At 64.2% G+C, this 14,396-nt stretch carries 15 protein-coding genes; 8 read left to right on the forward strand and 7 right to left on the reverse strand.

The features are described from left to right. The first annotated feature begins 1 nt into the window (after position 1). Positions 2 to 1,393, forward strand: coding sequence for a M16 family metallopeptidase (locus HJO_RS14410; RefSeq protein ID WP_051618649.1), 1,392 nt, complete (start codon positions 2 to 4; stop codon positions 1,391 to 1,393). Here the strand turns inward: HJO_RS14410 and HJO_RS14415 are convergent, their stop codons facing one another. Further along, positions 1,394 to 2,338, reverse strand: coding sequence for an NUDIX hydrolase (locus HJO_RS14415; protein WP_035618183.1), 945 nt, complete (start codon positions 2,336 to 2,338; stop codon positions 1,394 to 1,396). After that, positions 2,335 to 2,961 carry a YfbR-like 5'-deoxynucleotidase gene (locus HJO_RS14420; protein ID WP_035618186.1) on the reverse strand — a complete coding sequence of 209 codons (627 nt, stop codon included), beginning with the start codon at positions 2,959 to 2,961 and terminating at the stop codon, positions 2,335 to 2,337. The genes HJO_RS14415 and HJO_RS14420 overlap by 4 nt, the downstream gene beginning before the upstream one ends. Positions 2,962 to 3,135: 174 nt before the next feature. Between HJO_RS14420 and HJO_RS18455 the strand changes: the two genes are divergently transcribed. Continuing rightward, a complete protein-coding gene (locus HJO_RS18455) occupies positions 3,136 to 3,285 on the forward strand; it encodes a hypothetical protein (RefSeq protein ID WP_162173838.1) in 150 nt (49 codons plus the stop codon). Positions 3,286 to 3,293: 8 nt separating this feature from the next. Here the strand turns inward: HJO_RS18455 and HJO_RS14425 are convergent, their stop codons facing one another. The 5 genes from HJO_RS14425 to HJO_RS14445 all read right to left on the reverse strand — a co-directional run bounded on the left by HJO_RS14425 (position 3,294) and on the right by HJO_RS14445 (position 7,101). After that, on the reverse strand, positions 3,294 to 4,415 hold the full coding sequence (locus HJO_RS14425) for a beta-ketoacyl-ACP synthase III (protein ID WP_035618188.1): 1,122 nt from the start codon (positions 4,413 to 4,415) through the stop codon (positions 3,294 to 3,296). A gap of 117 nt (positions 4,416 to 4,532) precedes the next feature. Next, positions 4,533 to 4,841, reverse strand: a complete 309-nt coding sequence (locus HJO_RS14430) for a hypothetical protein (RefSeq protein ID WP_162173839.1) — start codon at positions 4,839 to 4,841, stop codon at positions 4,533 to 4,535. A 312-nt stretch (positions 4,842 to 5,153) separates the two neighbouring features. Then, the gene (locus tag HJO_RS14435) at positions 5,154 to 5,732 is read right to left on the reverse strand and encodes a DNA-3-methyladenine glycosylase I (RefSeq protein ID WP_035618194.1); all 579 of its coding nucleotides are present in this window, start codon (positions 5,730 to 5,732) and stop codon (positions 5,154 to 5,156) included. Further along, positions 5,725 to 6,531: a CAF17-like 4Fe-4S cluster assembly/insertion protein YgfZ gene (gene ygfZ / locus HJO_RS14440; RefSeq protein ID WP_035618196.1), complete on the reverse strand. Its 807-nt coding sequence runs from the start codon at positions 6,529 to 6,531 to the stop codon at positions 5,725 to 5,727. The genes HJO_RS14435 and ygfZ overlap by 8 nt, the downstream gene beginning before the upstream one ends. Positions 6,532 to 6,540: 9 nt before the next feature. Continuing rightward, positions 6,541 to 7,101, reverse strand: coding sequence for a biotin transporter BioY (locus tag HJO_RS14445; protein WP_084142049.1), 561 nt, complete (start codon positions 7,099 to 7,101; stop codon positions 6,541 to 6,543). Between the two features lie 110 nt (positions 7,102 to 7,211). Between HJO_RS14445 and HJO_RS14450 the strand changes: the two genes are divergently transcribed. The 6 genes from HJO_RS14450 (at position 7,212) to HJO_RS14475 (ending at position 14,368) form a co-directional block, all read left to right on the forward strand. Further along, positions 7,212 to 8,555 carry a dihydroorotase gene (locus tag HJO_RS14450; protein ID WP_035618199.1) on the forward strand — a complete coding sequence of 448 codons (1,344 nt, stop codon included), beginning with the start codon at positions 7,212 to 7,214 and terminating at the stop codon, positions 8,553 to 8,555. Between the two features lie 108 nt (positions 8,556 to 8,663). Continuing rightward, on the forward strand, positions 8,664 to 9,419 hold the full coding sequence (locus tag HJO_RS14455) for a hypothetical protein (protein ID WP_035618202.1): 756 nt from the start codon (positions 8,664 to 8,666) through the stop codon (positions 9,417 to 9,419). A 252-nt stretch (positions 9,420 to 9,671) separates the two neighbouring features. Then, complete coding sequence (locus HJO_RS14460; protein ID WP_035618203.1) at positions 9,672 to 10,454, forward strand: potassium channel family protein; 783 nt, start codon at positions 9,672 to 9,674, stop codon at positions 10,452 to 10,454. Beyond that, positions 10,451 to 12,322: a feruloyl-CoA synthase gene (locus tag HJO_RS14465; protein ID WP_035618206.1), complete on the forward strand. Its 1,872-nt coding sequence runs from the start codon at positions 10,451 to 10,453 to the stop codon at positions 12,320 to 12,322. The genes HJO_RS14460 and HJO_RS14465 overlap by 4 nt, the downstream gene beginning before the upstream one ends. A gap of 99 nt (positions 12,323 to 12,421) precedes the next feature. Further along, a complete protein-coding gene (locus HJO_RS14470) occupies positions 12,422 to 13,969 on the forward strand; it encodes an acetolactate synthase large subunit (protein ID WP_035618431.1) in 1,548 nt (515 codons plus the stop codon). 3 nt (positions 13,970 to 13,972) lie between these two features. After that, positions 13,973 to 14,368 carry a hypothetical protein gene (locus HJO_RS14475; protein ID WP_035618208.1) on the forward strand — a complete coding sequence of 132 codons (396 nt, stop codon included), beginning with the start codon at positions 13,973 to 13,975 and terminating at the stop codon, positions 14,366 to 14,368. Positions 14,369 to 14,396 lie beyond the last annotated feature (28 nt).

The raw sequence follows: 14,396 nt of genomic DNA on the forward strand, positions 1-14,396 counted from the left end.
GATGAGCCAATTGAAGCTGATAGGCGGCGCGATCGCCGCTCTGGCCCTGGCTGCCTGTGCATCGCAGCCGGTTACGGAAACCGTCGAGCAAACGATCGTTGAAACCGTCGCGCCCCCGGCGCTGAAGGTGGATGTCCACAAGGGCGACTTTGCGGAAATCCAGCAATTCGTGACGCCGGGCGGCATCTCGGTCTGGCTGGTATCGGAGCCTTCGATCCCGATCCTGTCCCTCGAGATGGCGTGGAAGGGGGGCGAGACGTCCGATCCCGAAGGCCTGGAAGGCCTGTCGGAATCGGTCACCTACAACATGAACGAGGGGGCCGGCGATCTCGACTCCCTCGCTTTCCAGACGCGCATGCAGGATCTCAACATGAGCTTCGGCTGCAGCGTGGGACGCGACTGGACCAGCTGTTCCAGTTCCATGCTGACCGACAATGCGCAGGACGCCATCGACCTGATCGCCACCGCGTTCACGGCGCCGCGTTTCGACGATGGCCCGTTCGATCGCTACAAGCGCGAGGCCCAGATCGGCATCAAGCAGCGCGAGACCAGTGCGAACTGGCTGGCCAGCACGGCGATGGCGAATGCGCTCTATCCCGATCACCCCTATGCACGGCAAACGACGGCGGAAAGCATCGAGGCGCTGACGCCAGACCTGGCGCGTGAGCGGATGCGCCAGATGATGGTGAAGGACCGGTTGCTGGTGACCGCTGTCGGCGCCGTGTCGCCGGAAGACCTGGCGCCCATGCTGGACAAGGCATTCGCCGACCTGCCGGAAACCAGCGCGCTGGACGTGGCGCCTGATGTGGTGCTTCCGCCGGCCGTACCCGCCCCCATCATCGTCGACCTGCCACAACCGCAGAGCCTGGTCATGTTTTCCGGACCCGGCCTGGCGCGCAAGGACCCGGATTTCTTCGCGGCCTACGTGCTGAACTACACGGTTGGTGGCGGCGGGTTCGAAAGCCGCTTGATGAAGACGCTGCGCGTCGACAAGGGCCTGACCTATGGCATCTATACCGGCCTTTCGACGTCGGATCATCTCAACACCTGGGGCGGCGGTGGCCAGACCAAGAACGAGAGCGCTGGCGAGTTCCTGGCCGGGATCCGTGACGAACTCAGCCAGTTTGTCGCCGACGGCGTCACGCCGGAAGAACTGTCGGACGCGAAGGCCTACCTGACCGGCTCCTACGCGCTGGGCTTTGATTCCAACGCAAAGATTGCCGACCAGATGATGACCATCCGGCAGGAAGACCTCGGCATCGACTATTTCGATACGCGCAATGCCAATATGGAAGCGGTGACCCTGGAAGACGTGAACCGCATCAGTGCGCAATACCTGTCGCCGGACAATTTCACCTATGTGATCGTCGGCGAGCCGGAAGGGATCGAATAGTCAGTCCGGCGTCCTGCGCGGGGTGGCAAGGCCCGGCGCAGCGATGCCCCTGACATAGTCGCGGCGGAATTCGTAGAGTTCCGCCGGACGCCCGCCGGTGGCGGTTTCAAGCCGCCCGGTCCCCGCGACGAGGCCGGTCTTGTCCAGCGCGCGGCGGAAGTTCTGCGTGTGCAGCGACAGGCCGAGGATGCCTTCGACCGTGCGCTGCAGCGCCGAAAGCGTGAACCGCTCCGGCAGCAATTCAAAGATCACCGGCCGGTATTTCAGCTTGCCGCGCAGGCGCGACAGGGCGGTGGCGAGGATGCGGCGGTGGTCTGACGCCAGGGGGGCGCCGAACGTGACAGCGGGCTGGGGCAGGCCGGCGTCACGGGCGCATTCGGCCACCAGCCCGGCTTCATAGAGCAATTGGTAGCGTTCCAGCACGCCCTCTTCGTCCCAGCGGGCTGCGTCGAGGCCAAACGCGATGCGGGCGCGCTCAAGGCGCTGCGGATCGCCAGCGGCCCATGTGTAGAGGTGCGGCGCGAGTTCGGCATCGATCATGGCGGGGCGACCGTTGCGGTGGTCCTCCCACGGGAAGTAGCCGTACCAGCCCTGCCAGCGCGCTTCGAAAGGGGCGCCGGTCGGGGCGGCGTCCGGCGTCAGGGCCAGATAGCCGACGGATATGACCCGAGCCGAGGGCGGGGCGGATGCGAGCGTGGCGTCGGGCGTGTCGCGGTTCTTGTCGCCGAACGTGTAGAGCTGTTCGACATAGCCGAGTTCGAAGCCGGTCTGCTCGCGCACCCAGCCGCGCAGTGACAGGTCGAACGTGACGTGATGCTCCGGATCGAACGGGCCGAACGGCAGGGCATCCTCGCCCGTGTCTCGGCGGGTGATGAGCACGAGCGGTGCACCATCGTCGACGGCGACCATGACCGCCGAAAGGCCAATCAGGACGGACAGGGTCATCGGCGGGCACTCGCTTCGAGTTCAGTGTGCAACTGGCTGTACCGGGCCAGGAACACGTCCTGCGCTTCGGGAATGGATTTGGGTGACAGTTTCAACCGGATGCCGTCGGGCGGCGTGCCGAACAGCTTGTTGGATTCGGCCTCGGAAAACCCGGCGAGCTGGACCGCCTCGAACCAGGCCGAGATGTGATCGGCCTTCTTGATCAGCCGTTTCAGCCTGACGGGCGTGATGGGTGCCAGTTCGAACCGGATGTGGATGGCTTCCTGCAGGCGGGCTTCGATCGACTTGTAGCTCTCGCCGAGCAGCGCCTTGAACGGCGAGATCATGTCGCCGATGACGTATTCCGGGCTGTCATGCAGCAGGGCGGTCATGCATTGCCGCGCATTGAGGCCGGGATCGAGCTTGCGGCACAGGTTTTCCACGACCACAGAATGCTCGGCGACCGAGAAGGCGTGACCGCCTTTGGTCTGGCCGTTCCAGCGCGCGACGCGGGCCAGCCCGTGGGCAATGTCCTCGATCTCGACATCGACGGGCGAGGGGTTCGCCAGGTCGAGTCGGCGGCCCGACAACATGCGTTGCCAGACGCGGGGAGGCTTAACAGATCGCTTCACGGACGTGCTCATGGGACCCATCTTTAAGCTATTGGTAGCAAGGGTAAAGAAACGGAGGCTGTACGGTTACGAAGTGACCCCATTTCCGCCTTCATTGGCAAATGCGGTGTTAAGTCCCTCGCGGCATAAGGGTTGCATCAACACAGTAACAGGCCGCCATTTCCGCGCAGCCAAAGAGGACAGCTTATGATCGACATGATGATCCAATTCGTTTCCGGACAGACGCTGCCTTTCTGCATCCTGCTCGGCGGTTGTATCATTGTTGTCGTCGAAGCCGCACGGGCCAGTCGCCGTGCCCTGTGGGGCGACATGTTCGCCGAAGAGCTCGAAGACTAGGCGCGGCTTCAGGCCGTCTTTTCCACGAACACGGTGCCGGCGGAATAGCCCGCACCGAACGAGCAGATCAGGCCCTTGTCGCCGGCTGCGAAATCTTCCGAATGCTTGTGGAACGCGATGATCGATCCTGCCGAGGATGTATTGGCGTAGGTGTCGAGCACGGTCGGGCTCTCGTCGTCTGTCGCTTCGTGACCGAGAACCTTTGACGAGATCAGCCGGTTCATGTTGGCATTCGCCTGGTGCAGCCACATGCGGCGCAGGTCTGAACCTTCCAGGCCAAGCTCGGTGAGATGCTCGCCGATCATGTTGGCAACCATCGGGACGACTTCACGGAAGACCTTGCGGCCTTCCTGCACGAACAGCTTGTCCGGTGCCCCAATACCTTCCGGTGCGGCGCGATTGAGGAAGCCGAAATTGTTGCGGATATTGTTGGAGAACTCGGTCTTGAGTTTGGTGCCGAGGATTTTCCAGTGTCCGGCAGGCGCGATGCTTTCCTCTTCGACGAGGACAGCCGTCGCGACATCCCCGAAGATGAAGTGGCTGTCGCGGTCAGTGAAGTTCAGGTGACCGGAACAGATTTCCGGATTGACCATGAGCACTGACCTGGCGCTGCCGCTGCGGATGAAATCTGCCGCTGTCTGGATACCGAACGTCGCTGACGAACAGGCCACGTTCATGTCGAAGGCAAAGCCGCTGCAACCGAGCGCGGCCTGCACTTCAACGGCCATCGCCGGATAGGCGCGCTGCATGTTGGAAGCGGCGCAGATGACCGCATCGACGTCTTCGGGCTTGCGCCCGGCGCGCGCCAGCGCGTCACGCGCCGCAAACACGGCCATTTCGGCGAGGACGGAAATCTGCTCGTTCGGGCGTTCGGGAATGCGGGGGGCCATCGTGCCCGGATCCAGGATGCCTTCCTTGTCGACGACATAGCGGGACTTGATGCCCGACGCCTTTTCGATGAACTCGACGGAGGAATGGGTTTTCGGATCAAACGTGCCAGCGCCAATCTCGGCGGCATAGGCGGCGTTCCAGTTGTCTGCCCACGCGTTGTAGCTATCGACCAGTTCCTGGTTGGAAATCGAGTTCGGGGGCGTCCAGAGGCCGGTCGCCGAAATGACTGCTGTTTTCATCTTGCCCTCTAGGTCGGCACGGTTCGATCCGCGCTTCGTTCAATTGAGTGTTCAGGCCGTCAGGTCTAACCTGCGATATCGACAGGGTCGAGAGCGGACTGGCATGCGAATGGTCTGCTATTTCGGCAGCTTGAGGCCGGAATCGGTTGTCTGTTTTGCCTTGTCGGCAGGCACGCCATGCGCCTCCAGCTTCGCCTGGCGGTCTTCGGCCGCTTCCTGGCTGGCCTTGACGCTCTGGGCTTCGGATCGGTCGGCCGCCTCCATGAGGGCAATCTGTGTCTTGATGCACGAGGCGCGGGCGTCCGGCCCGGGCGAACTGGCGCAGCGGTTCCAGGCGACCGACTTGCGGTATTCCGGCCCGGACGTGGCGGCGCATGCGGTCACCAGCGGAAGGGCCACAAGAAGGCTTGCGGCGAGACGTTTCATCATAGGGGCTCCGTCGGTTTGAGGTCGCAACTGCCTGGGTTCATCGCGCAGCGTTCCGGCTCGGGCCGGGTTTCGCAGGCAACAGGGTCCTGGGAGCAACGGCTCGGGGGGATGCCTGCGCGGGCTCGGTCGCGTTCGAGCGCGTCCGGAACGGTTTGGGATGCCTGCCGGTCGCGGCACATCTGACGATCAGACGCGCTGTCAATATCGTCGCAGATGCTGGCCGCTTGCGGCAAAGGCGTTGATGGCTCGCGGTGCGCACATGCGCCGGACAGCAGGATCGCGGGCGGGATCAGGACAGCCAGTCGCATTTCACTTCCTCTGCACTTCAGCATGCCGGGGGCAGTGTATCTCATGATCGTTGACCATGCCAACAGCCTGCGCCCATGCGTAGACAATGGTCGGGCCGACAAACTTGAAGCCGCGTTTCTTGAGGTCCTTTGACATGGCGGTGGACCAGTCGGTGAAGGTCGGCGCTTTGCGGAAATCGGTCCATTTGCCGACAATCGGCTGGCCGCCGACATGGCTCCAGCAATAGGCGGAGAAGTCTTCGCCCGCCGCCATCATGTCGAGATAGGCGCGCGCATTGCCGATTGTCGCGGCGATCTTGGCGGGGCTGCGGATGATGCCGGGGTTCTGCAGGGCCTTGTCGATGCGTTTCGGTGTCCAGCGCACGAGGCGTTCGGGATCGAAGCCGTCGAATTCCTCGCGCAGCGAGTCGCGCTTGCGCAGGATGGTGATCCAGGACAGGCCGGCCTGCATGCCGTCGAGCTGGAGTTTTTCCCACAGCGCGCGTGAATCGCGTTCGGGCACGCCCCATTCCTCGTCATGATAGGCGCGGTAGATGGCGTCGTCCGCCGGTGCCCAGGCGCAGTGGAGGCGGTCAGTCATCGGCGGCGAGCGCCAGCAATTCGGATTCCAGCCAGGCGGGCTTGTCGACAGAAACAGGCGCGCCATTGCAGGTCAGCGCGCGCCCGGCGCTCTCTGCCGCAGCCAGCCGGTCGGTGCGGACCAGCGCAAGGCCGGCCGTCCCGGCGACACTGGTCACGCGGCCGATGGGCGTATCCGCCATGATGTCGGCGCCCACGACGAGCGCGTCGCCGCTGACGGGCAGGGTCCGCTTGCGGATCTTGCCCTTGCGCTTCATGCGGCTGGCGACTTCCTGGCCCACGAAGCAGCCTTTCTTGTAGTCCACGCCGCCCAGTATATCGAGGTTCACGTCGGTCGGGAAAACCTCGGTGGCGCGATAGTCGGCGCCCCATTCGGGGACCCCCGCCGCGATCCTGTGGGCGTGCCATTCTTCTTCCGGCATTTCGAGGCCGATGGTGCCCTTTGGCGAGATCGCCCGGTGCGGCAAGTGGGTGGAGCGCACGTCGACCCAGCTGCCCTCGGTGACGACATCCTCGGTCAGGCGCTCGATGACCACGTCAGAGCGCAGGCGGAACATGCGCAGGCGCCGCTCGAGGTCGTCTGCCGCGTCGGCGTGCACGTCGAGATAGATGTCGTCGAGCGCAAGCATGGCGAGATAGTCGGCAATGATCTTGCCCTGGGGGGTGAGGAGGGCGCCGTAGCGCATCTCGCCGGTCTGCCAGTTGTCGACCGAATGGGTCACTGTGCGGTCAAGCAGGGCCAGCATGTCAGGCCCGGTCAGGCGGATGATGGCTCGGTTGGGGAGGGCGCGTTTCGTCATCTGCGCAGTCTAGTGCGCGTGTTCCGTTTTGTCAGTGTCCTTCCACGCTGCCAGCAATCCGGTAGCGAGACCGCTTTTCAGCGCCGAACCGGCGAGGAAGGGCAGGACGCCATTCACGAAAGCGGAATGCATGCCCACGAAATGCGACAGCCACAGCCAGCCACAGGCCAGCACAAGTGCGTGAAGTGCGAGAAATCCGGCCAGGCCAAGGGCGAGAGAGCGGATCCGCCCGCCCGTGGGCAGGTAGCCGGCAAGATAGGCGACAAGCGGAAAGCTTGCGAGGTAGCCGCCGGTCGGGCCGGTAAACGCCATCAGGCCTGCCTTGCCGTCTGCCAGCAGGGGAAGGCCGGCCATTGAAAGCCCGAGCCAGGCCAGCACGATCGTTGCGCCCATCCAGGGCCCGGCAAGGGCCCCTACCATCAGCACGACCAGCGTCTGCAACGTGACCGGGACGGGATAGAGCGGAACGGACAAATAGGATGAACCCGCCAGGGCTGCGACGCCGATGATGCCGATCACAAGAGGGTGGATTCCGGTCTTGGGCGTCGTGTTGACGGTCTCGCTCTTCATGACTACTCCTGCACCTGTTGGTTGCAGGTGTGCTGCGCGCATGGCGTAACGTCAAGACTCAATTCGGGTGGCAGGATGACACATCTCACGAGTGGTTGCATAAGGGACACATGACCCAGACATTTGACCTGATCTTGCGCGATGGCACTGTTGTGACCCCCGGTGGCGAGGCGCGCGTTGACATCGGCGTCCGCGGCGAACGGATTGCGGTGATCGGAGACCTTTCCGGCGCAGCGGCGGGCGAGACCTACGATGCGACCGGCCTGCACATCCTGCCCGGTGTGATCGACAGCCAGGTCCACTTCCGCGAGCCGGGTCTCGAATGGAAGGAAGACCTCGAAACTGGCGCACGCTCTGCAGCTTTGGGTGGAGTCGTCGCTGTCTTCGAGATGCCCAACACCAATCCCTCCACCACCAGCCCGGCGATGCTGGCCGACAAGCTGAAGCGGGCAAAAGGACGGATGGACATTGACCACGCCTTCTATGCCGGGGCGACGCACCAGAATGTCGACGTGCTGGCTGAAATGGAGCGCACGCAGGGCTGCTGTGGCGTCAAGGTGTTCATGGGCGCGTCCACCGGCGACCTGCTGGTGCATGATGACGAGGGCGTCGAAGCGGTGCTGCGTGCGATAAAGCGACGCGCGGCTTTTCACTCAGAGGATGAATACCGGCTCGCCGAACGGCGCGAACTGGCGGTGACCGGTGACTGGACGAGCCACCCCGTGGTGCGCGATGTCGAGACGGCGGTGCGATCGACACGGCGCCTCCTGAATCTGGCCCGCAAGGTGGGCAAGCGCATCCATGTGCTGCACATCACGACGGCGGAAGAACTGGAGATGCTGCGCGATGCGAAGGACGTGGCCAGCGTCGAATGCCTGCCGCAGCACCTGACACTGGTGGCGCCGGAAGCCTACCAGCGGCTCAAGGGCTATGCCCAGATGAACCCGCCGATCCGCGAGCAGCACCATGTCGATGCGCTGTGGCGCGCACTGAACGCCGGCATCGTCGACGTGATGGGATCAGACCACGCGCCGCACTCGATCGAGGAAAAGGCGCGGCCTTATCCGGCGTCGCCGTCGGGCATGCCGGGCGTGCAGACCCTGGTGCCGATCATGCTGACGCATGTGCACAACGGAAAGCTGACGCTGCAGCGTTTTGTCGAGCTGACCAGCGCCGGGCCGCAGCGCGTGTTCGGCCTCGCCGACAAGGGCCGCATCGCCGAGGGCTATCATGCCGACTTCACGGTCGTGGACCTGAAGCGCAAGGAAACGATCACGACGGACTGGTCGAAATCGAAATGCGGCTGGACGCCGTATGACGGGTTCGAGGCAACCGGCTGGCCGGTGGCAACCATCGTGCGCGGCGGTTTCGTGATGCGCGACGGCGACCTGGTGGCAAAGGGCGGCGGCAAGCCCGTCCGCTTCAACGAGACGCTGGAGCCGGCAGGCGTTTAGGCGCCTGCGTTTTCCCTAGTCACGCTGAGATTTGGGGTTAAGTTCTCCAAACGGGGGACGAGTGATGGCGAGGCGTGACAGCAGCATAGCACAGGCAGGCGTGGGCATATGATCCTGCGCCGTTTGACGGATGCCTTCCGCAAGCAGGACTGGTTCACTGTCGCGGTGGAAACGCTGATCGTTGTGTTCGGCGTGTTCATCGGTTTGCAGGTCAACAACTGGAATGGGGCGCGGGTCGCAGGCAGCGATGCGGCTGGCCTGCTGTCACGGCTGCGCATTGAGGCCGAAGGCACGCGCGCCGACATTGCGGACTATATCGCACTGAACGAATTGATCCTGACCGACGCAAAGCGTCTCGCCGTCCGGCTGGGCAACAGCGAAACCTGTCTTGCCATGGATGATGAGATGAAGGGACTGATCTTGGGCATCGGAGACTTTGCGCCGCCCCGCTTTTCGCTGTCATCGGCAAACGAGGCGCTTGAGACGGGTCGGCTGTCGCTGATCGGGTCACCAGAGATTCGTGAGAGTGTCCGCGAAATGGCGGACCAGATGGTGTTCATGGACAACCAGTGGCAGCGCTATGTCCGCGTCAAGCAGGACACCGAAAAGGCCACTTTCACTGCGGCGGGCCTGCGCCTGATGACCGAGAGTGACCTGGAAGCCCGCCCCGGAACCAACGTCATCGCCGGGCTGGACCAGTACGAGATGACCACGCCGGACCGCATCTGCGGGAATTCCGAAGTCATCGCGCTGGTCAGCAATGCGGCGCTCACCCAGCACCTCTATACGATCTATGTCGGCCAGATCGCTGACAGGCTCGACGCCTATGCAGCCACCCTTTCCCGCACGAAGGCGCAACCATGATCCTCCGCCGTCTCACAAACGCCTTTCGCAAACAGGACTGGTTCACCGTCGCGGTGGAAACTCGGCCTCAGTTACGGCATCGAGGAACAGCTTGTCCGCGGCGAAGCCGTGTTCGCCGAGATCGAGAAAGCAAGAGAGTGATCCTGCGCAGCAAAACACATTCAGCCATCGGCGCCATCCTGCCTCTGCGGCCTGCCACGTGACACTGGCGGGCCAATTGGTCCATAACCGCCGACTGGAGGCAGGATCTGCATGAGTGACCGCACGGGGCTGAACCGGGGGCTGTTCTGGCTGTACGAGGGGCATGGACGCGGGCCGTTCATTTTCCGCTGGGCGATGCTGATCTTCGATTTCGTGACGATTGCCTATTTCCTGCTGGCGCCATTCGCAGAGAGAGGCCCGCGGCACTTCATTGTCGATTACCTGATTGGCGCCGTCATCCTGTTCGATCTCGTCTCGCGATTCTACATCGCCAAGGACAAGCGCAAGTTCCTGATGCGGTTCCTGCCCTGGGCGGATCTCATCGTGGTGATCACCATGTTCGCGCCGCTCCTGGTGGCGAACCTGGCCTTCCTGCGGGTGCTGCGTGCTGTCCGGGCGATCCGGGCGTTCACGTTCATCAAGCGTGCCGGGAAAATGTGGAGCTTTGTGTCCGAGAATGAACAGGTGATCGACCGGGTGACGAACCTGATCGTGTTCATCTTCATCATGGCGTCCCTGGTCTATGTCTCGCAGGTGCGGGTCAATGACGGCATCAATTCCTATCTCGACGCGCTGTATTTCACGGTCACCAGCCTGACGACGACCGGCTATGGCGATGTCCTGCTGGTCGGTGACAGCGGCAAGGTGGTTGCGATCATCATCATGGTGCTGGGCCTGACCCTTTTCCTCCGCCTGGTGCGCGCCATATTGAAACCGACTGACAAGGTGAAGCAGGAATGCGAGACGTGCGGGCTGACGATGCATGATCCCGATGCCGTCCATTGCAAGCACTGCGGCGCGAATATCCATATCAAGACACAAGGCCAATCATGACGACGTCCCATCTGCCTTTCCGTGAGGTTCCCTATCTTCCCCTCAAGCTGGAAGTGGACCGTCGCCCGGACGGCACGATCTACCTGGACAATGGCCAGCCGCTGAAGCCTTGCCCGCCGCACATGCTGGCACCGCTGGTCGAGTGGGCCGCAAGGACGTCCGACCGGGTCTGGCTCGCCGAGCGCCATGTCGACGCCCCGGAGCAGGACGGCTGGCGCGAGGTGACCTATGCGCAGGGCCTCGAAATCGTGAAGCGCCTGGCGCAGGGCCTGCTTGATGCCGGCGCCGGGCCGGACGCGCCGCTGATGGTGCTGTCAAAGAACAGCGTCGACCATGCGCTGATCAAGTATGCCGCCATGTGGGCCGGCAGCCCCGTGGTGCCGGTGACGCCGGCCTATGCGCTGCTGAGCCAGGACCTCGCCCGGCTGAAATACATCGACGCGCTGGTGCAGCCGAAATTCATCTATGTCGAGGATGGCGCCGCCTATCAGCGCGCCCTCGATGGCCTCGGCGTGGACGGGCGCTTCGTGATCCATGGCGGGCCGGCGCCGGAGCGGTGCGAGACAGTGCGCCTCGAGCAATTCGGCCGCGCGCCGACTGACGCCGTCGATGCGGCCTATGCGCGGCTCACACCATCGACGGTGGCGAGCTATATGCTGACATCGGGGTCCACCGGCGAACCGAAAGCGGTGATCAACCTGCACGGCATGGTGGCCGCCAATGCCAAGATGATCCGATCAGTATGGGACGAGGACCGTCTCGAGGAAATGACCGGCGGCCCGCAGGTGATGTGCAACTTCCTGCCGTGGAGCCACACCTATGGCGCCCATTCGATCCTGCACAACATGCTCGACTGGGGCGGCACGCTGTATATCGACCAGGGCGCGCCGACACCTGCGCGCCTGCCGGAGATGATCCGCAACCTGAAGGAAATCCCGACCACGCAGCATACGACAGTGCCCGCAGCCTGGGCGGCGCTGGCAACCGAACTCGAACGGGACGACGCGCTGGCCGAGACCTTTTTCAAGCGCATCATCAGCATGGCCTATGGCGGCGCGGCGATGGGCCAGGATATCTATGAGCGTATCCAGGCGGTGGCCGTGCGAGTGACCGGCGAGCGGATATCGCTGTCGGCCGGCTATGGCGCGACCGAGACGTCTCCGACAGCGTCGAACGTGCACTGGCCGAATGACGTGATGGGCCTGATCGGCCTGCCACTGCCGGGCAATACGTTCAAGCTGGTGCCGAATGCGGGCAAGCTGGAACTGCGCGTGAAGGGCGTCAACGTCACGCCGGGCTATTACCGGAACCCCGAGAAGACGGCCGAGGCATTTGACGAGGAAGGCTATTACCGCTTGGGCGATGCCGTGCGCTTTGTCGATCCGGACAGGCCCGAAAAAGGCCTCGCCTTTGACGGGCGCACGGCGGAGGAATTCAAGCTGGCGAACGGCACATGGGTGTCGGCGGGCACGGTCCGGGTGCAGGCAGTGGCGGCATCCGGCGGCGCGCTGTCGGATGCCGTGGTCTGCGGTCTCAACCGGGACGAAATCTGCCTGCTCGGCTTCCTGAACGAGGCCTGGTGCCAGCGCCTTGTGGGCGAGGCCCTGCCGCTGGCAGAGCTGGCGCATCATCCGAAGGTCAAGGCGGCGGTCAGGGACGGCCTGCAGACGCACAATGCGGCGCACCCCAACGCGTCGGTGCGGATCGCCCGCGTGCTGTTGCAGGAGACGCCGCCGGAAGCGGATGCCGGTGAAATAACTGAAAAGGGCTACATGAACCAGGGCCGGACGCTGGACCGGCGGCACGACCAGGTTGCACGCCTGTATGCCGGAACTGCGGATCCGGACGTGATTGTCATCCAGGCCTGAATTCGGGCCGTTGTGCTTTGACGCCTGCGGCGGACACGCTACACAGGCGCTCAAGGAATTCAGAAGGCAGGACAGATGGCGAACGATCCCGAACAGGCAATGACGGGGGCCGAGGCCCTTGTTTCCACACTGGCCGACCATGGCGTTGCGGCCTGCTTCGCCAATCCCGGCACGTCGGAAATGCACCTGGTGACGGCGCTCGACCACGAGCCGCGCATCCACTCGGTGCTGTGCCTGTTCGAGGGTGTCGCGACAGGTGCAGCCGATGGCTATGCGCGGGTGTCGGGCGGACCGGCAATGACCCTGTTGCACCTTGGTGCAGGCTACCTGAATGGCGGGGCGAATATCCACAATGCGCGCCGGGCGTGGACGCCAATGGTCAACGTGATCGGCGACCATGCGGTGCCGCACCAGCGCTATGATGCGCCGCTGGCGTCCGACATCAGGGGCATGGCCGGGCCGAACTCGGTGTGGATCAAGTCGGCGGACAAGGCGGAGACGGCCGGCGAGCTGGCGGCGGAAGCCTGGGAGGCGAGCCTGTCTCCGGTGCCCGGCCCGGCGGCGCTGATCCTGCCGGCAGACACGGCGTGGCTGGAAGGCGGCAAGTCCGGAAAGACGCGGGCGCGGCCGATGCTGTGGGGCCCGGATGCGGCGCGCATCGACGCGGCGGTGAAAGCGGTCAAGGCGGCGGCGAAGCCGATGATCCTGATCAATGGCACGGCACTGACCGAGGCGGGCCTGGCCATGGCAGCGCGGCTGAAGGCCGCCGGCGTGCGGGTGATGACCGATACGTTCTTCCCGCGCCAGGCCCGCGGCGCCGGGCGGTTCATTCCGGACCGGATGCAGTATTTTGCCGAGGCGGCAATGGCGGACCTCGAGGGCTGTGACCTGATGCTGGTGGCGGGCAGCCAGGTGCCGGTGGCCTTCTTTGCCTATCCCGGCAAGCCCAGCGTGCTGGTGCCGGACGGGTGCACGACGATGATGCTGGGCGGTCCGGAAAGCGACAGCGCGGCGATCCTGGGTGCGCTGGCCGACGCGCTGGGTGCCAGGGATGCCGCACCGGCTGCGCCGCTCGACCTGCCGGGCGCACCGGCTGGCGACCTGAACGCCGTGGCCGTGGGCCAGTCGATCGCGCGGCACATGCCCGAGGGGACATTCGTGTCCGATGACGGCGTGTCGAACGGCCTGCCGGCCTTCCTGATGACCCAGCGGGCGAAGCCGCACGACTGGATGATGCTGACGGGCGGGGCCATCGGGCAGGGCATGCCACTGGCGCTCGGCGCAGCGATGGCGGCGAAGGATCGCAAGGTGCTGTGCCTGACCGGCGATGGCGCGGCGATGTATACCAACCAGGCGCTGTGGAGCATGGCGCGCGAAAGCGCGAATGTGGTGACCGTCGTGTTCGTGAACCATTCCTACCGCATCCTGAACATCGAGATGGCGCGGACCGGGGCGGGCAATCCGGGGCCGACGGCGAAGGGCATGCTGGAACTGGACCGGCCGGAAATCGACTGGGTCGCGCTGTCGACCAGCCTGGGCGTGCCGGCGGTGGCGGTGGATACGGCCGAGGCCTTCGACACCGCGCTGCAGCGGGCCTTCGCGGCCGAGGGGCCGCAGTTGATCGCCGCGCATGTTCCGGCGAGATAGGCGATGTCCGGCGACCCACCCTCCAGGCGCCTGAATGATGCGTCCCACTATTACGACCCTGACAGGGACGTCAGCCTGAATCCGGATTTCGATCGGCCGAGAGACCCCGGCCTGGATTCTCCGGGGGTCGGTGTCGTCAAGGCGGCTGCCAAGGGCACGTTCAAATTCGTCGCCTTCATCCTGAACTTCTTCATTCCCGGCCTGGGCACGATCTTTGTCGGGCGGATCGGCACGGCGATCATCCAGCTGGCGCTGATCCCGGTCGGGATCTTGCTGATTCCGTTCGGCGGGATCGGTATTCTGGTGCTGGTCGCCAACTGGGTGTGGGGGCTCTTGACGGTCGTGCAGGCCTGGCGCAAGCCAGTTGTGGTTTACGTACAGCACAACCGGCCACGATAGGATTTGCGCGACATTAAGGTTCTACCCT

Source organism: Hyphomonas johnsonii MHS-2 (assembly GCF_000685275.1).
GTDB classification, from domain to species: domain Bacteria; phylum Pseudomonadota; class Alphaproteobacteria; order Caulobacterales; family Hyphomonadaceae; genus Hyphomonas; species Hyphomonas johnsonii.